General features: G+C 66.1%; 14 protein-coding genes. 4 read left to right on the top strand and 10 right to left on the bottom strand.

Going from position 1 to position 17915, the window contains the following annotated elements:
• The first annotated feature begins 16 nt into the window (after nucleotides 1-16).
• On the top strand, nucleotides 17-1663 hold the full coding sequence (locus SH584_RS10415) for an amidohydrolase (protein ID WP_324806909.1): 1647 nt from the start codon (nucleotides 17-19) through the stop codon (nucleotides 1661-1663).
• Here the strand turns inward: SH584_RS10415 and SH584_RS10410 are convergent.
• From SH584_RS10410 to SH584_RS10390, 5 genes are read right to left on the bottom strand one after another with little or no spacing between them, the layout of a single operon-like run.
• On the bottom strand, nucleotides 1635-3623 hold the full coding sequence (locus tag SH584_RS10410; protein ID WP_324806907.1) for a protein-disulfide reductase DsbD family protein: 1989 nt from the start codon (nucleotides 3621-3623) through the stop codon (nucleotides 1635-1637). The two genes, SH584_RS10415 and SH584_RS10410, sit on opposite strands and share 29 nt — an antisense overlap.
• A 28-nt stretch (nucleotides 3624-3651) precedes the next feature.
• Nucleotides 3652-6264 (bottom strand): methionine synthase, encoded by a 2613-nt coding sequence (gene metH, locus SH584_RS10405; protein ID WP_324806905.1) that lies wholly within the window; start codon nucleotides 6262-6264, stop codon nucleotides 3652-3654.
• Nucleotides 6261-7307, bottom strand: coding sequence for a homocysteine S-methyltransferase family protein (locus SH584_RS10400; RefSeq protein WP_324806904.1), 1047 nt, complete (start codon nucleotides 7305-7307; stop codon nucleotides 6261-6263). Before SH584_RS10400 ends, metH begins: the two co-directional genes overlap by 4 nt.
• Nucleotides 7304-8206: a methylenetetrahydrofolate reductase [NAD(P)H] gene (gene metF / locus SH584_RS10395; RefSeq protein WP_324806902.1), complete on the bottom strand. Its 903-nt coding sequence runs from the start codon at nucleotides 8204-8206 to the stop codon at nucleotides 7304-7306. Before metF ends, SH584_RS10400 begins: the two co-directional genes overlap by 4 nt.
• Complete coding sequence (locus SH584_RS10390; protein WP_324806900.1) at nucleotides 8203-9171, bottom strand: ArsR/SmtB family transcription factor; 969 nt, start codon at nucleotides 9169-9171, stop codon at nucleotides 8203-8205. The genes metF and SH584_RS10390 overlap by 4 nt, the downstream gene beginning before the upstream one ends.
• Before the next feature lie 204 nt (nucleotides 9172-9375).
• Between SH584_RS10390 and SH584_RS10385 the strand changes: the two genes are divergently transcribed.
• Together SH584_RS10385 and SH584_RS10380 are read left to right on the top strand one after the other, a co-directional pair.
• Complete coding sequence (locus tag SH584_RS10385) at nucleotides 9376-9636, top strand: circumsporozoite protein (RefSeq protein ID WP_322841219.1); 261 nt, start codon at nucleotides 9376-9378, stop codon at nucleotides 9634-9636.
• 81 nt (nucleotides 9637-9717) lie between these two features.
• Nucleotides 9718-9930, top strand: coding sequence for a hypothetical protein (locus SH584_RS10380; RefSeq protein WP_324806898.1), 213 nt, complete (start codon nucleotides 9718-9720; stop codon nucleotides 9928-9930).
• Between the two features lie 68 nt (nucleotides 9931-9998).
• Here SH584_RS10380 and groL read toward each other — a convergent pair whose 3' ends face one another.
• The 3 genes from groL to SH584_RS10365 form a co-directional block, all read right to left on the bottom strand.
• Nucleotides 9999-11645 carry a chaperonin GroEL gene (gene groL, locus SH584_RS10375; protein WP_322841221.1) on the bottom strand — a complete coding sequence of 549 codons (1647 nt, stop codon included), beginning with the start codon at nucleotides 11643-11645 and terminating at the stop codon, nucleotides 9999-10001.
• A 47-nt stretch (nucleotides 11646-11692) separates the two neighbouring features.
• On the bottom strand, nucleotides 11693-11980 hold the full coding sequence (gene groES / locus SH584_RS10370) for a co-chaperone GroES (RefSeq protein WP_322841222.1): 288 nt from the start codon (nucleotides 11978-11980) through the stop codon (nucleotides 11693-11695).
• 116 nt (nucleotides 11981-12096) lie between these two features.
• On the bottom strand, nucleotides 12097-13473 hold the full coding sequence (locus SH584_RS10365) for an MATE family efflux transporter (RefSeq protein ID WP_324806895.1): 1377 nt from the start codon (nucleotides 13471-13473) through the stop codon (nucleotides 12097-12099).
• A 115-nt stretch (nucleotides 13474-13588) separates the two neighbouring features.
• Here SH584_RS10365 and sppA point away from each other — a divergent pair, with 115 nt between their 5' ends.
• On the top strand, nucleotides 13589-15457 hold the full coding sequence (gene sppA, locus SH584_RS10360) for a signal peptide peptidase SppA (protein ID WP_324806893.1): 1869 nt from the start codon (nucleotides 13589-13591) through the stop codon (nucleotides 15455-15457).
• On the opposite strand, the gene SH584_RS10355 is transcribed toward sppA, so the two are convergent.
• Both SH584_RS10355 and lpdA read right to left on the bottom strand, forming a co-directional pair.
• Nucleotides 15444-16145, bottom strand: coding sequence for a hypothetical protein (locus tag SH584_RS10355; RefSeq protein ID WP_324806891.1), 702 nt, complete (start codon nucleotides 16143-16145; stop codon nucleotides 15444-15446). The genes sppA and SH584_RS10355 overlap by 14 nt on opposite strands.
• Nucleotides 16146-16386: 241 nt before the next feature.
• Nucleotides 16387-17790 (bottom strand): dihydrolipoyl dehydrogenase, encoded by a 1404-nt coding sequence (lpdA, locus tag SH584_RS10350; protein ID WP_324806889.1) that lies wholly within the window; start codon nucleotides 17788-17790, stop codon nucleotides 16387-16389.
• Nucleotides 17791-17915: the final 125 nt, after the last annotated feature.

The raw sequence follows: 17915 nt of genomic DNA, 5'->3' as shown, positions 1-17915 counted from the left end.
GGTTAGTCGTTGCGCCATGCAACGCACCGCCCTCACCCTCGCCGCCCTCCTGTCCACCGCCGCAACGCCGGCACTCGCCGACACGCTGATCGACAATGCCAAAGGCGTTCAAGTCGATGCCTCGGGGAAGCTTCAGCGCTTCACCGGCCTGTTGATCGGCGACGACGGCAAGGTGGTGCGCCTGCTGGCCGAAGGCGAGGCGCGGCCGAATGCTACGACGCGGATTGACGCGGGCTACCGCGCCCTGCTGCCGGGGCTGGTTGACGCGCACGGCCACGTCATGGGCCTCGGCACCGCGGCGCTTCAACTCGATCTGACGGGGACCAAGTCGATCGCCGAACTGCAGCAGCGGCTGCGCGAATATGCGGCGGCCAATCCCGGCAAGGGCTGGATCCGCGGGCGCGGCTGGAACCAGGAACTGTGGAGCGACGCGCGCTTCCCGACTGCCGCCGACCTCGACGCAGCGGTCGACAATCGTCCAGTGTGGCTGGAGCGAGTCGACGGACACGCCTCGGTCGGCAACTCGGCCGCGCTGAAGGCCGCGGGCATTACTGCCGCGACCAAGGCACCATCAGGCGGCAGGATCGAAAACGGCCTGTTCGTCGACGCCGCGACCGCCTTGGTCGACCGCAAGATTCCTGGCGCGAGCACTGCCGACCGCGATGCGGCGCTGGCCAAAGCGCAGGAGCTTCTGCTGTCGGTCGGAGTCACGGCCGCGGCGGACATGGGCACCACCGTCGACGATTGGCGGACGATGCAGCGCGCAGGACAGCGCGGCGCGCTCAAGGTGCGTGTGATGAGTTATGCCTCGGATCTCGATGCGCTTGCCAGCGCGGCGGGCAAAAAGCCGACCGCCTGGCTCCATGACGGGCATTTGCGGATGGCGGGAATCAAGATCTACGCCGATGGCGCGCTCGGCTCGCGTGGCGCGTGGCTGAAGGCGCCCTACCATGACATGCCCAATACGCGCGGGCTTAGCCTCATCCAGGATGCCCAGCTTCGCGATCGTGCCGGCAAGGCCGCCGCGGGCGGATTTCAGGTTGCGATCCACGCCATCGGCGACGCCGCCAATCAGCAGGTCATCACGGCCTTCGAAGGCATGAGCGCCCGTTACACCGGAGACCGTCGCTGGCGGATCGAGCATGCACAGGTCCTCGATCCGAAGGACCTGCCGCGGCTTGCCAAGTCGGGGATCATCGCGTCGATGCAGCCGACCCACCAGACCAGCGACCGCACCATGGCCGAAGCACGGCTGGGGCCGCAGCGCCTGGACGGCGCTTACGCGTGGCAGACCATCGCGCGCACCGGCGCGCGGTTGGCGTTCGGGTCCGACTTCCCGGTCGAAGCCCCCAACCCCTTCCCCGGCCTCGCCGCAGCGATCAGCCGCCAGGATCCTTCGGGTCAGCCCGCCGGCGGATGGCGCCCGCAGGACAAGGTCAGCGTCGAGCAAGCGCTGTCGGGCTTCACCCGCGACGCGGCCTATGCCGGGTTTGCCGAGGACAAGTTCGGTGCGCTCGAACCGGGTCGCTACGCCGATTTCATTTTGGTCGACCGCGACATCACCACGGCAGCGCCGACCAACGTCGCCGCGGCGAAGGTCCTTGAAACGTGGGTCGGGGGCAAGAAGGTCTGGGCTAGCGCCGGCGCGACGCCCGCTCGCTGAGCATCGCCGGAGTCAGGATCTGGGGAAGCTCCTCAGGCTCGGCGCCCGGATCGTACCAAAGGTAAAGCGGAACGCCCGCGCGGCCGCGCGTTTCGAGGAAGCGCGTGATCGCGGGATCGCCGTTGGTCCAGTCGCCGGCGAGCACCTTCACGCCCGCTTCGCGAAAGGCGTCACGCGTCGACTCGCGCTCGATCGCGCCCGCCTCGTTCGCCTTGCAGCTGAGGCACCAGTCGGCGGTGAAATAGACGAAGGCGGGTTTGCCGCTCGCCAATGTCCGAGCGACCGCGGCTTCGCTCCACTTCTCCGCGCCCAAGGGGATACGGGCGGTGGTCATGTCGGCGGCGGGAACGGCCACCGCACCGGCGACGGCAACAAGCGCGGCCGCCGGAAGTGCCCACATCGCCGTCTTGCCGCCGCGCTGCCGACGACCGACGAGTGCCAGCAACAGGATGAGAATCGCGACGCCCGCGAGCCCGATCAGCAGTCCCTGAGTCCCGGCCTGTCGCCATAACAGCCACAGGCATCCGACAGCGGTCGCAGCCATCGGAATGGCAAGGAAGCGCTGCAGTCGAACCATCCATGGACCGGGCTTGGGCAAGCGGCGGCGAAGCGCGGGGATGAAGGCGACCGCAACGAAAGGGAGCGCGATGCCCAGCCCGAGCGCGGCGAACACGGCAAGCGAGCCCCACGCCGGAAGAAGAAGCGCGGTGCCGAGTGCCGCACCAAGGAACGGCCCCGCGCACGGCGTTGCGACGAATGCCGCCAAAGCGCCGGTGCCAATGCTGCCGGTCGGGCGCGCCTCGGTCCCCACCGCTGGCAGTTCGAACAGCCGCAGCAGGTTGAGCGTAATTGCGGTCGCGAGCAGCAGGAGCAGGACGATGGTACGCGGGTCCTGAAGCTGGAACGCCCACCCCGCCGAACTTCCGCCCGCCCGGATCGCAAGCAGTGCGACGCCCAATGCCGCCGTGCCGAGCACCGCGCCGAGCGCATAGCCGAGCGCATCGCGGCGCGAGGCGCGTTCGTCCCCGCCCGCCTTGGCGAGGTGCAGCGCCTTCAGCGCCAGGATCGGGAAAACACACGGCATCAGGTTGAGGAGCATGCCCCCGACCAACGCGCCGAGGATGGCGAGCACGACCGCTCCCGCCTCGACCGACCCAAGCAATTTGCCGTCCGTCGACACCGCCCCCGGTACCGCGTCGATCTCCAGCCCTCGCCCATCCCCCAGCGCCAGGACGCCGCCAAGCCGTCCGGGCTCGCCGCGCCGCCGCTTGAGGTCGGCGATCAGCGTGTCGCCGTCCCGCCGAAAGATTTGCGGCGCGGGATAATCAATTGGCCCATCTTCGGAGGGGAAGAAGATCGGCTGGTCCAACTCGACGCTGGCGGGCAAGGGAATTGCGATGCGCAGGCGATCGCCGTCGATCTGGAAACGCGCCGGACTCGATAGAGGCCGTGGCAGTGCCCGGCGCCACCCGTCGAAACGAGCGTCCGACGCCCCCGCCGGTCCGATCGGCACAGTCGCGGAAAACTCGCCCTTCTCCGGCACGCAAACTTGGTCGGTGCAAGCCAGCCATGTCGCGGTCGCCCGGATCGGCACGAAACCGCTGACGCCCGCGGGCAGCCGCAGCCGCGTGAGGATCGCATAGTCGCGCTCGAAGACATGATTGACGATGTCGGCGACGAGCAGTTTGCCCGGCACGGGATAGCGCAGCGGCCCGACGCTCGCGCCCGGCGGAAGCTGCCACTCGATGCTCATGGGCAGGCCGGCGTCGCCGGGATTGGACCAATAGCCGTGCCAGCCAGGGCTGGTGCGCATCAGGATGGCAAGCTCGACCTCGCCGCCGGGCCGCGCGGCATGCTCGACCACCAGTTCGGGCACGATCGCATTCTGACGCGGCGCGACCTGCGCGAGCGCGGGCGTCGCCATCAGCATGGCGCAAAGCAGGAGGAGCCGTGCGATCATCGCCGCCGCGCTACCCCGCGCCACCCGGTTAGTCGAGGTTGGGACGAAGCCAGCGCCGCGCCTGGTCGAGATCGACCCCGCGCCGCTCGGCATATTCGGTCAACTGATCCTCGCCGATCCGCGCCACGCCGAAATAGGCGCTGTCGGGATGCGCGAAGTAGAAACCCGAGACCGCCGAAGTCGGCCACATCGCGAAGTTCTCAGTCAGGTCGATCCCGGCCGGTTGGTCGCCGAGCAGATCGAACAGGATCGGCTTCAAGCTGTGATCGGGACAGGCGGGATAGCCCGGCGCCGGACGGATCCCGCGATACTTCTCACGAATGAGGTCCTCGTTGCTCAGCGCTTCGTCGAGCGCGTAACCCCAAACCTTGGTGCGAACATGCTGATGGAGCCGCTCGGCGAAGGCCTCGGCCAATCGGTCGGCAAGCGCCTTGAGCAGGATGTCTTTATAGTCGTCGTGATCGGCCTTGAACCGCGCCAGGTGCGAGTCGATTCCGTGGATCGCAACCGCGAAGCCGCCGAGCCAATCTTCCTCGCCCGCAGCGATGAAGTCGGCGAGGCACATGTTCGGACGACCGGCGCGCTTCTTCACCTGCTGGCGAAGGAAAGGAATCCGCTGCTGGCGATTGTCGAGCACGACCACGTCATCGCCCTCACGGCGGACCGGCCACAGGCCAACGGTCCCGCGCGCGGTCAGCCACTTTTCTGCGACGATCTGCGCGAGCATTTCCTTCGCGTCGGCGAATAGCGAGCGAGCGCTTTCGCCGACGACCTCATCCTGCAGGATGGCCGGATAATTGCCCGCCAACTCCCACGCGCGGAAGAAGGGCGTCCAGTCGATCGCTTCGACCAGATCCTCGAGCGGCCAGTCGTCGAAGACGTGCGTTCCCGGCTGCGCGGGACGCGGGCTCGGGCCTTGTTCGGGGGGCGAGAAGCCGTTGGCGCGCGCTTCGGTCAGGGACGACAGCGCATTGTCGGTGCGGCCCTCGCGCGCCTCGCGAAGCGCGCGGAAGTCATTGGCGGTGCGCTGGATCAGATCCTCGCGGCTTGGCCCTTCGCTGACCAGCGCGGTGGCGACGCCGACCGCGCGGCTGGCGTCGAGGACGTGGATCACCGGCCCCTCGAACGCCGGCGCGATCCGAAGCGCGGTATGCGCGCGGCTGGTCGTCGCGCCGCCGATCAGCAGCGGCATGTCCATGCCCGCACGCTGCATTTCCTCGGCGACGGTCACCATCTCGTCGAGGGAGGGCGTGATCAGGCCCGACAGGCCGATCATCGCCGCGCCATTCTCGTTCGCGGCTTCGAGGATCTTCGGCCACGGCACCATCACGCCAAGGTCGATGACGTCGAAACCGTTGCACTGAAGGACCACGCCGACGATGTTCTTGCCGATGTCGTGAACGTCGCCCTTGACCGTCGCCATCACGATCCGGCCCTTCGACGTGTCCGCGCCCGGAGCCTTTTCAGCCTCAATGTAGGGCAGCAGATGCGCGACCGCCTTTTTCATCACGCGGGCTGATTTCACCACCTGCGGCAGGAACATCTTGCCCGACCCGAACAGATCGCCGACCAGATTCATGCCCTGCATCAGCGGGCCTTCGATCACCTCGATCGGCCGCGCGAACAGCTGCCGCGCTTCCTCAGTATCGGCGACGATATCGGCGTCGATGCCCTTGACCAGCGCATGAGCCAGCCGTTCGCGGACCGGCCAGCCGCGCCATTCGGCGGCCTGCTTCTCGGCGACCGCATCAGTGCCGCGATATCGCTCAGCCAGCGCAATCATGCGCTCGGTGGAATCCTCGCGGCGGTCGAAGATGACGTCCTCACACGCTTCGCGAAGTTCGGGATCGATCGCGTCGTAAACGTCGAGCTGGCCCGCGTTGACGATCGCCATGTCGAGTCCGGCGGGGATGGCGTGATAGAGGAACACCGAGTGCATCGCGCGGCGCACCGGTTCGTTGCCGCGGAACGAGAAGCTGAGGTTGCTCAGGCCGCCCGAGATGTGCGCATGCGGACAGCGAATGCGGATCTCGCGGCACGCCTCGATGAAGTCGATCGCGTAGCGGCGGTGCTCGTCGATCCCGGTCGCGATTGCGAAGATGTTGGGATCGAAGATGATGTCCTGCGGCTGGAAGCCGTTTTCGGTGAGCAATTTGTAGGCGCGCTCGCAAATCTCGACCTTGCGCTCCTTGGTGTCGGCCTGACCGGTCTCGTCGAATGCCATCACCACCGCAGCGGCGCCGTAGGAGCGGACCTTGGCGGCGACTTCCAGAAACGGCCCCTCACCTTCCTTCAGGCTGATCGAATTGACGATCGGCTTGCCCGATACGCACTGGAGCCCGGCCTCGATCACGCTCCACTTGGAGCTGTCGATCATCACCGGCACCCGCGCGATGTCGGGTTCGGCGGCGAGCCGGTTGAGGAAGGTCGTCATCGCCTGCTCGCCGTCGAGCAGCGCTTCGTCCATGTTGACGTCGACGATCTGCGCGCCGGCATCGACTTGTTCGCGCGCAACTTCGACTGCGGCGTCGTAATCACCCGCGAGGATCAGCTTCTTGAACTTGGCGGAGCCGGTGACATTCGTTCGCTCGCCGATGTTGACGAATCGGGCGCCGCTTCCGGCGCCAATTTCCTGAGTCATGCGGCGAGGATCATCGGTTCGAGGCCCGCAAGAACGGTGCGGGTCGGTGACGCCGGGACGGCGCGCGGCGTGCAATCGCGCGTCGCCCCGGCGATGGCGGCGATATGCGCGGGAGTGGTCCCGCAGCATCCGCCGACAATGTTCACCAGCCCGCTCTCCAACCACTGCGACACCTGTGCCGCGGTTTCCTCCGCGGCCTCATCGTAGCAGCCAAGGTCGTTGGGCAAACCGGCATTCGGATAGGCCATGATCAGCGTGTCCGCCTGGCCGGAAAGGGAAGCGAGGTGCGGCCGAAGCTGCGCCGCGCCGAACGAGCAATTGAGGCCGATCGTGACCGGCCGCGCATGGCGGACGCTGGCCCAGAAGGCCTCGACCGTATGACCCGACAGGTTGCGACCGCTAAGATCGGTCAGCGTCATCGAAATCATGATCGGCAACGGCCGGCCAAGGTCGGCCTCGGCATCGAGCGTAGCAGAAATCGCGGCCTTGCAGTTGAGCGTGTCGAAGACCGTTTCGATCAGGATGAAGTCGACCCCACCTTCCACCAGCGCATCGATCTGTTCGCGATAGACGGCGCGGACGGTGGCGTAATCGACTTCGCGATAGCCGGGATCGTTGACGTCGGGTGATAGCGACAGCGTCTTGTTGGTGGGCCCAAGCGCGCCCGCAACCCAACGCTTGCGCCCGTCGACCGCGCTGGCCTTGTCGGCGACTTCGCGGGTCAGCTTGGCCGCCGAGCGGTTGATGTCGGCGACCAGCGCCTCGGCCCCGTAATCGGCCTGGCTGATGCGATTGGCGTTAAACGTGTTGGTGGCGAGAATATCAGCGCCCGCATCGACGAATCGCGAGGCGATGGCCGCCACGATCTGCGGCTGCGTCAGGTTGAGGAGATCGTTGTTGCCCTTCTGGTCGTGGGTGAAGGAACGACCGCCGCGAAAATCCTGCTCGTCCAGCCGTTCGGCCTGGATCATCGTGCCATAGGCACCATCCTTGACGAGCACGCGCTTGGCCGCCTCGGCTCTCAGCGTATCGGCGGCACTCATGCCCTTACCCCCAGCATGTGACAGATGGCGTAGGCCAATTCTGCCCGGTTCAACGTGTAGAAATGGAAATCGCGAACGCCTCCGGCATAAAGCTGGCCGCACAATTCGCCCGCGATCGTCGCGGCGACCAGCGCGCGCGCGGCGGGGAGATCGTCGAGGCCTTCGAAAATATGGTCCATCCACGCCGGGATCTCGGCGCCGCACTGTCCGGCGAATTTGCGCGTCTGCGCGACGTTGCTGATCGGCAGGATGCCCGGGACGATCTCGATATCCACGCCGCGCGCGGCGACGCGGTCGCGGAAGCGGAAGAAATTCTCTGCGGCAAAGAAAAATTGCGTGATCGCGCGATCGGCGCCCGCGTCGATCTTGCGCAACAGATTGTCGAGGTCGCTGTCCGGACATTCCGAATCGGGGTGAACCTCGGGATAGGCAGCGACCGAAATCTCGAACGGCCCGATCTTCTTGAGACCCGCGACCAGCTCGGCGGCGTTCGAGTAGCCCTGCTCATGCGGGACATAGGCCTGCCCGGGTTCGCTCGGATCGCCGCGAAGCGCGACGATGTGTCGAACGCCCGAATCCCAATAGGCGCGGGCGATGTCGTCGATCTCGCCGCGGCTTGCACCGACACAGGTCAGGTGCGCGGCGGGCGCCAGGTCCGTTTCGCGGACCAGCCGCTCGACGGTCGCGTGGGTGCGCTCACGGGTCGAGCCGCCAGCGCCATAGGTGACCGAGACGAAGCGCGGCTTGAGAGGCGCCAGCGTCTCGATCGAGCGCCACAGCGTTTCGTTCATCGCGTCCGACTTCGGCGGGAAGAATTCGAAGCTGACGGCGATGTCGCCGCGCGCCGCGGCGAACAGCGGGGCATGGTCGGCTAGCGCCTGGCGAGCCTCGCGGTTCATGCCGCCACCTTTTCGCGCCGACGCACGCCCGGACGGCGACCACGCCAAAGAATCACTGACAATTCGCCGCCTTCCAATCGTTCAATTCGGTCCAGTTTCAGCCCCGCCGCCGCGAACCAGCCGCGCATGGCATCGTCGGCAAAACCAAGCCGAAGGTGCGCGTCCCGCTCGCGAAGATCCTCGCGCTCATGCGGCGCGAAGTCGACGACCAGCAGACGCGCTCCCGGCGCCATCACGCGCGCCGCCTCGGCGATCGCCGCCGCGGGCTGCTGCGCGAAATGAAGGACCTGGTGAAGGATCACGCTGTCGGCGCTGCCGTCGGCCAGCGGCAAGGCATACATGTCGCCTTGGCGAAGGCTGGCCCGCGCAATTTGCGCCTCCTCCAGCTTCACGCGCGCCAGGCGCAGCATCTCCGACGATCGATCGATCCCGATCGCGCTGTCGGCGGACGGCGCGAACAATTCGAGCATCCGGCCCGTGCCCGTCCCGATGTCGAGCAAGGCGCCGATCGGCTCATCGGTCAGCAAGTCGGCGATCGCCTGTTCGACTTCGCTGTCGGCGACATGAAGCGAGCGAATGCTGTCCCACGCCGAGGCGCGCGCTTCGAAATAGCGGCGGGCGGCTTCGGCGCGATCGGCGCGGACGGCCTCCAACCGGGCGGCATCGGCCGCGAACAGCGCGGCGGCGCGCTCGTCAGACCAGCGATCGATTGCATCAAACAGGGGCGCGGTGCGCGCCGCATCGGCAAGTTGCAGGAAGACCCAGCTTCCTTCCTTGCGGCGATCGACCAGCCCCGCCTCGGAAAGGATGCGAACGTGGCGCGAGACGCGCGGCTGGCTCTGGGCCAGCACCTGCGCCAACTCCCCGACCGACAGCTCCATCGCTCGCAGCAACGCGATGATCCGCAGACGGCTGGTATCGGCCAGCGCCTGGAAAAATACGGCTAGAGAGAGTTCGTCAGACACCGGATAAGGATATAAACATATCTTTATATCGGTCAATCAACCACTGCCATTGAAATGCCAAAATTCGATTCGTCGCAAATGACGATTGCGTGACGGCACCCGCGTCTATATTTCGGCGCGCTGGCCCGATGCCTCGGCGGCGGGCCAAGCTGGGACGGTCCTTCGCGAGGAGGCCGCCCTTTAAAAGCAAGGAATGGAACGATCATGAAGAAGGTTGCACTGACCGTTGCGGTCCTCGCGCTTGGCCTGGCCGCGTGCGAAACCCAGACCGAGAACGCCATCGAAAACACCACTGTCGAAAACGCCGTCGAGAACGACGCTGCGGCGGCCGAAAGCGCCGTCGACAACGCGCTGGACGATGCCGGCAACACCGTTGAGAACGCCGCCGACGCCACTGGCAATGCGGTTGCGAACACCGGTGAAGCGCTCGAGAATGGCGCGGAAGCCGTCGACAACTCGATGTAATCATCGACGATTGCGTCCGTCAGGACGCGGTCGGGGCCGTCCGCCTAGCGCGGGCGGCCCTTTTTTGTTTATAAGTCTCGCATGCCCAATCGCCGACTGATCCTGCCCCTGATGGCACTCGCGCTCGCCGCGTGCGATCGCGGCGAAAAGGTCGAGGCACCGACGGAAGCGCAAACCGCGCAACTCGACGAGGCTGACCGGATGCTCGACACGATGGCCGATCGCGACGCGCCGCGAGAAGAGGCCAACACCGCCGCCCCGCGTCACCGCGCCGACGACAACATCACCGACTAAGACCCACGAAAAAGGGCCGGGAAGCGTTCGCTCCCCGACCCCATTTCATTGGCTGAGTAGCCGGACTTTTAGAAGTCCATGCCGCCCATTCCGCCCATTCCGCCGCCCGGCATGCCGCCCATGGCGGGCTTGTCGTCGGGCAGCTCGGCGATCGTCGCTTCGGTGGTGATCAGCAGGCCAGCGACCGAAGCCGCGTCCTGCAGAGCCGTCCGAACGACCTTGGTCGGATCCACGACGCCGGCGGCGACGAGGTTCTCGTAGGTATCGGTCGCAGCGTTGAAGCCCTGCGTCTGATCACCTTCACGAAGCAGGTTGCCTGCGACAACCGCACCGTCAACACCCGCGTTCTGCGCGATCTGGCGAAGCGGGGCTTCGATCGCCTTGCGGATGATGTCGATGCCGCGGGTCTGGTCGTCGTTGGCACCCTTGAGGCCGTCGAGCGACTTGGTCGCATAGAGCAACGCGGTACCGCCGCCGGGGACGATGCCTTCCTCGACCGCAGCGCGGGTCGCGTGGAGGGCGTCGTCGACGCGATCCTTGCGCTCCTTGACCTCGACCTCCGATGCGCCGCCGACCTTGATCACGGCCACGCCGCCAGCAAGCTTGGCGAGACGCTCCTGGAGCTTCTCACGGTCATAGTCGCTGGTGGTGTTCTCGATCTGCTGGCGGATAGCGCCGGTGCGGGCCTCGATCGTTTCGTGGGTGCCGGCGCCGTCGACAATGGTCGTCGCGTCCTTGTCGATGGTGACGCGCTTGGCGGTGCCGAGCATGCCGATCGTCACGTTCTCCAGCTTGATGCCGAGATCTTCCGAGATCATTTCACCGGCGGTGAGGATCGCGATGTCTTCGAGCATCGCCTTGCGACGATCGCCGAAGCCCGGCGCCTTGACGGCGGCGACCTTGAGGCCACCGCGCAGCTTGTTGACGACGAGGGTCGCCAGCGCTTCACCTTCGATGTCCTCGGCGATGATCAGCAGCGGACGGCCCGACTGCACGACCGCTTCGAGGATCGGCAGCATCGCCTGAAGGTTGCTGAGCTTCTTCTCGTGGATCAGGATGTACGGGTCGTTGAGTTCGACCTGCATCTTTTCCGCGTTGGTGATGAAGTAGGGCGAGAGGTAGCCACGGTCGAACTGCATGCCTTCGACGACGTCCAGCTCGAACTCGAGGCCCTTGGCTTCCTCGACGGTGATCACGCCTTCCTTGCCGACCTTGTCCATGGCTTCGGCGATCTTTTCGCCGACTTCACGGTCGCCGTTGGCCGAGATGATGCCGACCTGCGCGATTTCCGCCGAGCCCGACACGGGCTTCGAGCGGCCCTTGAGGTCTTCAACAACCTTGGTGACTGCGAGGTCGATGCCGCGCTTGAGGTCCATCGGGTTCATGCCGGCGGCAACCGACTTCATGCCTTCACGGACGATCGCCTGGGCGAGAACGGTGGCGGTGGTGGTGCCGTCGCCGGCGAGGTCGTTGGTCTTGGATGCGACTTCGCGAAGCATCTGCGCACCCATGTTCTCGAACTTGTCCTTAAGTTCGATTTCCTTGGCGACGGTGACGCCGTCCTTGGTGATGCGCGGCGCGCCGAAGCTCTTGTCGATGACGACGTTGCGGCCCTTGGGACCGAGCGTCACCTTGACGGCATCGGCGAGGATATCGACGCCGCGCAGGATGCGCTCACGAGCGTCGCGGCTGAATTTCACGTCCTTGGCTGCCATGTGGCTACCCTTTCAAACTGTAGTTGAGTTATTGCGTAGCGAGGAGGTCAGCCGATGATCCCGAGGATATCGCTTTCCTTCATGATGATCAGGTCTTCGCCGTCGACCTTGACCTCGGTGCCCGACCACTTGCCGAACAGAATGCGGTCGCCGGCCTTGACGTCGAGCGGCGTGATCGTGCCAGTCTCCGAGCGAGTGCCGGTGCCGATCGAGACGACTTCGCCTTCCTGCGGCTTTTCCTTGGCCGAATCGGGGATGATGATCCCGCCAGCGGTCTTTTCCTCGGCCTCGACGCGGCGGACGAGGACTCGATCATGAAGCGGCCTGAAACCCATGGTGCTTGACCCTTTGTCATTCGATTGATGTTGGGCGCTTGGCACTCCCATCACGCGAGTGCCAGCGATGGACGGCATATGGGAGCGACCCCCAATCCCGTCAATGGCGCGGCCGATCAGATTTTGTGGACGCCGACGAGTCCCAACGCCTCGCGCCGGTTCCAGCGCCACAGCATCAGCGCTGCGACGATGGCGAGGCCGATCGCGAGCCCCGTCCAGATGCCGACGCCGTTCCAATCCTGCGCGAAAGCAAGCCACGCCCCCGCGCCGATGCCGATCGCCCAATAGCCGATGAAGGTGAAGATCATCGGCACGCGGGTGTCGTGGAGCCCGCGCAGCATGCCGGCGCCGACGACCTGCGCACCGTCGACGACTTGGAAGATCGCGGCGATGCCGAGGAAGGTGACGCCCAGCGCGATGACGCGGGCGTTGGCGGGCGTGTCGTCGAGGAAGATGGTCATCAGGTCGCGCGGGACCAGCCAGATGACCAGCGCCATCGCTGCCATGAACACGACTCCCATCGTCCACGCGACCCAGCCGGCGCGTCCGATCCCGGCGCGGTCGTCCTGTCCCAGGAACAGGCCGACGCGAACCGTTGCCGCCTGGGCCAGTCCCCACGGCACCATGAACGACAGCGCCGCGATCTGCAGCGCCACCGCGTGCGCGGCCACACTCTCGGCGTCGATCAGACCCATCAGGTAAGCGGCAGCGCTGAACACCCCGCCTTCGAAGCCCATCGCCAGGCCAATCGGCAGGCCAAGCCGCCACAGCCGCCGGTAGCGCGGCCAGTCGGGCCGCCACCAGCGCGCGAAGACGTGGAAACGGCGGAATTGCCGATCACGTACGATGACCACGCCAAGCGCGATGGCGAGCAGGAACCAGACGATGCTGCTCGCCAGGCCGCCGCCGATGATCCCCAGTTCGGGCAGGCCGAAATGGCCGAAGATCAGGCCGTAACCGAGCAATGCGTTGAGCACGATCCCGACGAGGCTGATCGACAGGATCCAGCCCGGCCGTTCGAGCGCCGAGACGAAGTTGCGCATCGCCTGGAAAACCAGGAACGGCAGAAGCGACCACATATAGCCCTTGAGGAACAGGGCGGCGTCGGCGGCGAGGCCCGGGTCCTGCCCCAGCCCGCGAATGAGCGGCTCGGCATTCCACAACAGCAGCCAGATCGGCGGAACTACGGTCACGATCAGCCACAGCGACTGGCGGAAAGTCCGGCGCACTTCGCGCAGGTTTGCACGGCTGCGGCCGAGCGCGGTCGCCATCATCGGCGACGAGGCGGTGACGAGTCCAAGGCAGATCAGGCTGAACGCGAAGTTGAGATTGAGCCCCAGCGCCGATGCCGCCAGCGGGCGCGGCCCCAGCCAGCCCATCAGCACCACGTCGGTCGCCTGGATCGCCGCCATCGTCAGGTTGGCGAGGATCAGCGGCCACGCCAGCGAAAGCGTCGCCTTAAACTCGGCGGTCCAGGGAGAAGCGGAGGGCATCGCCGCGCAGGTAGCAGCTTTCCCCCGCCGTGCCAGCCGTCCCCATTGGTCGAAAAGCCTTGGGCCAAGCCAAGTCGCTGGGCTAGGCGCCATTTAACGGAAATTGGAGAAGCAGATGCGGTTCGTTCGTGCGGTGTGGAAGTTGCTGGTCGGCGTAAAGGACGCGCTGGTCCTCGTCTTCATGCTCCTGTTCTTCGGCCTGCTTTATGCGGCGCTGTCCTCACGCCCGACCGCGATCGAGGACGGCGTGCTGGCGATGGATCTCGACGGCGTGATCGTCGAACAGGCGTCGCGTCCCGATCCCTTCTCGACCCTCGCCGGCGGCACCATGACCCGCGAACATCAGCTTCGCGACCTCGTCGCCACGCTGAACAAGGCGCGCGATGACGACCGGGTGAAGGCCGTCGCGCTTGACCTCGACGGATTCCTCGGCGGCGGGCAGGCCTCGCTCGCGTCGCTCGGCCAGGCGCTCGACGCGGTTCGCAAAAGCGGCAAGCCTGTCGTCGCCTTCGCAACTGGATACACTGACGATCGCTACCAGCTGGCGGCGCACGCGTCCGAAATCTGGATGCCCTCGCTCGGCGCGCTGGCGGTTGCCGGCCCCGGCGGCAACAACCTCTATTACAAGGGGCTGATGGACAAGCTTGGCGTGACCGCCAACATCTATCGCGTCGGAACCTACAAGTCGGCGGTCGAGCCCTATACCCGCAACGACATGTCGCCCGAGGCGCGCGAAAATGCGCAGGCTTTGGGCGACGCGCTGCTCCAGACGTGGCGCGACGATATCGCCCGCGCGCGCCCCGCCGCCGCTGGTGGCCTCTCGCGGATGCTGGCCGATCCGGTCGGTGTCACCCGCGCCGCGCGCGGCGACCTAGCGCAGGCCGCGCTCCAGTTGAAGCTGATCGATCGCATCGGCGAGCGCGGCGGATATGAGGCGCGCCTCGCCGAGCTTGGCGGGAAGGACGACAAGACCGCGCACGGCTACAAGCGCATCGGCCTTGCCGCTTACCGCGAACAGGCCGTTACCGAAGACAAGGGACCGATCGGCGTCGTCACCATTGCCGGGACGATCGTCGACGGCACCGCCGGACCCGGCAGCGCGGGCGGCGAAACCATCGCCGACGCGATCGACAAGGGCGTCGCCAAGGGCAATCTGAAAGCGCTTGTCGTCCGCGTCGACAGCCCGGGCGGATCGGCCCTTGCGTCTGAGCGTATCCGTCAGTCGATCCTGAAGGCCAAGCAGCGCAAGATCCCGGTGGTCGTATCGATGGGCGACGTCGCCGCGTCGGGCGGCTATTGGGTCGCGACGCCGGGCGACTACATCTTTGCCGAACCGTCGACCATCACCGGGTCGATCGGCGTGTTCGGTGTTTTGCCCAGCTTCCAGGGCAGCCTCGCCAAGCTGGGTGTCGGCGCCGACGGCGTGAAGACGACCCCGCTGTCGGGAGAACCCGACCTGCTCAACGGCCCATCGGAAGCCGCGGGCGCACTGATTCAGGCGGGGGTCGAGCAAATCTACACCCGTTTCCTGGCGATCGTTGCCCAATCGCGCCGCAAGACCCCCGCCGACATCGACCGCATCGCGCAGGGCCGAGTGTGGGACGGCGGAACGGCGCGCCAACTTGGGCTGGTCGACGGCTTCGGCGACATGGACGAGGCGATCGCCAAGGCTGCTGAGCTTGCCAAGCTTGGCGAGGACGAGCGCGGTCTCACCTATCTCGATCAGGAAAAGAGCTTCGCCGACACGCTGATGGAATCGTTCGCGAGCGAGGAAGAGGACGATGCCGAGGCACCCGCCGACGCGTTGGCCACGCTCTCGCCGGCGCCGGAAGCTTTGCTGGTCCGCGCGATCGCCGACCTTCAGATGATCATGTCGGGTCCGACCATCCAGGCGCGCTGCCTGTCCTGCCCGCCGACATCGGCGGCGCCGCAGTTGAGCGACGCCGACCGGAGCTGGGTGGCGCGGTGGCTTAGTCTGAACTGACCGGCTTGCGCCGCTTGCCTTTGCGGCGGATGGTGAGCGGCATCATCACGAGCGCAAGCAGGACCATCGCCAGCGACAGCGCGGAGAAGGTGACGACCCACGGGTTGTCGGTCTCCTCGCGGCCCTCAAGGTCCATGATGTGCAAGCCCCACATGAAGTCGTAGACTCGCCACCATTTGGTGCGTCGAGCAACGATCTCGCCCGATCCGCTGTCAACGTAGAAGTGCGTCCCATCGCTCATCGCTACGCGCCAGCCGTTCATGGCACGGCGAAGCTCGAGCGGCGGGGAGTCGGCGGCGACTCGGCTGGTACCCGCGACCGTCGCGGTGCCGGCATAGCGCGCGGCAACTTCGCGCGCCGCTTCGGGCGCGCCAAGCGGTGGAAGCAGCCGACCTGTCGCCGGATCGGCCAGCCGCGCGTCGCCATCGGCGAAGCGGACAATCCAGCGCGGGCCTGCGGCGCGGCTTTCAAGCGACATCTGCGTGAGGGAGCGACCCTGGATGACAGGGGCGGTGAAGCCGGCGGTCGAGGAAATGGGCACGACTGGCTTCAGCAGGTCGGTGCCGCGGACCTCTTCGATCGGCCGGGCCACCATCACCAATCCCGACACCGTCCAAAACAGCATCGGCACGCCCACCAGCCAGCCAAGCCACACATGGTAGCGGCGCAGCGAACTTCGCAGACCCACGATCTTCTCCCTGTTAACGCATCCACTCCCCGCGATGCGGCGCCATGCCCCGGCGCCCCGCGCGAATCATCTGGCGCCCGTGTCTAACGGCACAGATGGAGAACGCCACGACTTTATCTAACCGAGGTTAATGCCTCAGTCGTAAGCGGGAGCTTTCCAGACAGGGTTAGCAATCGATGAACGCAGTTTCGCGGCGCCCCGCGCATCGCGCGAGCCGGCGGCGATCGACGCTGTGCCGGGATCAGATGTGGATCGGCTTGCCTTGCACCGCCATCGCCGCTTCCTTCAGCGCCTCGGCGTGCGTTGGATGCGCGTGGCAGGTGTAGGCGATGTCTTCCGACGTCGCGCCGAACTCCATGGCCTGCGCCGCCTGCGCGATCATCGTTCCGGCAAGGCTGGAAATGATCCACACGCCAAGCACGCGGTCGGACTTGGCATCGGCAATCACCTTCACGAAACCGTCGGTGTCGCGATTGGTCTTCGCGCGGCTGTTCGCCATGAACGGGAACTTGCCGACCTTCAGCTCGTGCCCGGCCTCCTTGGCCTGCTCTTCACTGAGGCCGACGCCCGCGATCTCGGGGTGGGTATAGACCACCGACGGAATCACCGCATGGTTCACGATTCCCGTCTGGCCCGCGATATTCTCGGCCGCGGCAATGCCTTCGTCCTCAGCCTTGTGCGCCAGCATCGGGCCGGGGATGACGTCGCCGATCGCCCAGATCGACGGCACCGCGGTGCGGAAGTCGTGATCGGTGTCGATCTGCCCGCGCTTGTTGAGTGACAGGCCGACCTTGTCGAGGCCAAGGCCGTCGGTGTTCGGCTTGCGACCGATGGCGACGAGCACCGCATCGGCTTCGATCGTCGACGCCTCCCCGCCCTTGGCCGGTTCGACCGTCAGCGTCGCCTTCCCGCCCGACACATTTGCGCCGGTGACCTTGGTCCCGGTCTTGATGTCGAAGCCCTGCTTCTTGAAGATCTTGGCGCTTTCCTTGCGCACTTCCTCGTCCATGCCGGGCAGGATCTGGTCGAGATATTCGACCACGGTGACCTTCGCGCCAAGCCGAAGCCACACGCTTCCAAGCTCGAGCCCGATCACCCCGCCGCCGATGACGACCATGTGTTCGGGCACCTTGGGGAGCGCGAGCGCGCCGGTCGAATCGACGATCACACCTCCATCATTATCGACCTCGACGCCCGGAAGCGGAGTCACCGACGATCCCGTCGCGATCATGATGTTCTTGGCGGTCACGATCTGGTCGCCGACCTTGACGCTGTTGGCGCTCTCGAAAGCGGCATAGCCCTTCAGCCAGTCGACCTTGTTCTTCTTGAACAAGAATTCGATCCCGCCGGTCAGTTCCTTGACCGCCTTCGCCTTTTCGCCATGCATCTGGTCGAGATTGAGGCTCGCACCCTGAAGGTCGATCCCGAACTTGGCGAGGCTGCCCGACTTGGCTTCGGCATAAAGCTCCGACGCGTGAAGCAGTGCCTTCGAGGGAATGCAGCCGACGTTGAGGCAGGTGCCGCCGAGCGTCTCACGCCCTTCGGCGCAGGCGGTCTTCAGGCCCAGTTGCGCCGCGCGGATCGCGGCGACATAGCCACCGGGTCCGGCACCGATGACGATCAGGTCGTAGTCGAAGTCAGCCATGCAAATTCTTCCGTTGCGGGGTTTCGAGGCGACATAGAGACGCCGCGCCGTGGAATCCACCCCGCACCATCTTCACTAGCCTGCAGCGCGCCCGCCGCGATCACTCGTTCGATGCGGATCTCTAG

This window comes from Sphingomonas sp. LY29, assembly GCF_035593985.1.
GTDB lineage: Bacteria > Pseudomonadota > Alphaproteobacteria > Sphingomonadales > Sphingomonadaceae > Sphingomicrobium.
The sequence above is the reverse complement of the archived record's forward strand: the minus strand, read 5'-3'. Positions and strand labels throughout refer to the sequence as shown.

What these genes read in the sequence shown, in the direction of transcription:
- SH584_RS10365 (WP_324806895.1), bottom strand. Translation starts at nt 13,473, where the DNA reads ATGCCCTCCGCTTCTCCCTGGACCGCCGAGTTTAAGGCGACGCTTTCG.
- sppA (WP_324806893.1), top strand. Translation starts at nt 13,589, where the DNA reads ATGCGGTTCGTTCGTGCGGTGTGGAAGTTGCTGGTCGGCGTAAAGGAC.
- SH584_RS10415 (WP_324806909.1), top strand. Translation starts at nt 17, where the DNA reads ATGCAACGCACCGCCCTCACCCTCGCCGCCCTCCTGTCCACCGCCGCA.
- SH584_RS10410 (WP_324806907.1), bottom strand. Translation starts at nt 3,623, where the DNA reads ATGATCGCACGGCTCCTCCTGCTTTGCGCCATGCTGATGGCGACGCCC.
- SH584_RS10380 (WP_324806898.1), top strand. Translation starts at nt 9,718, where the DNA reads ATGCCCAATCGCCGACTGATCCTGCCCCTGATGGCACTCGCGCTCGCC.
- metF (WP_324806902.1), bottom strand. Translation starts at nt 8,206, where the DNA reads ATGAACCGCGAGGCTCGCCAGGCGCTAGCCGACCATGCCCCGCTGTTC.
- SH584_RS10400 (WP_324806904.1), bottom strand. Translation starts at nt 7,307, where the DNA reads ATGAGTGCCGCCGATACGCTGAGAGCCGAGGCGGCCAAGCGCGTGCTC.
- SH584_RS10385 (WP_322841219.1), top strand. Translation starts at nt 9,376, where the DNA reads ATGAAGAAGGTTGCACTGACCGTTGCGGTCCTCGCGCTTGGCCTGGCC.
- groES (WP_322841222.1), bottom strand. Translation starts at nt 11,980, where the DNA reads ATGGGTTTCAGGCCGCTTCATGATCGAGTCCTCGTCCGCCGCGTCGAG.
- lpdA (WP_324806889.1), bottom strand. Translation starts at nt 17,790, where the DNA reads ATGGCTGACTTCGACTACGACCTGATCGTCATCGGTGCCGGACCCGGT.
- metH (WP_324806905.1), bottom strand. Translation starts at nt 6,264, where the DNA reads ATGACTCAGGAAATTGGCGCCGGAAGCGGCGCCCGATTCGTCAACATC.
- groL (WP_322841221.1), bottom strand. Translation starts at nt 11,645, where the DNA reads ATGGCAGCCAAGGACGTGAAATTCAGCCGCGACGCTCGTGAGCGCATC.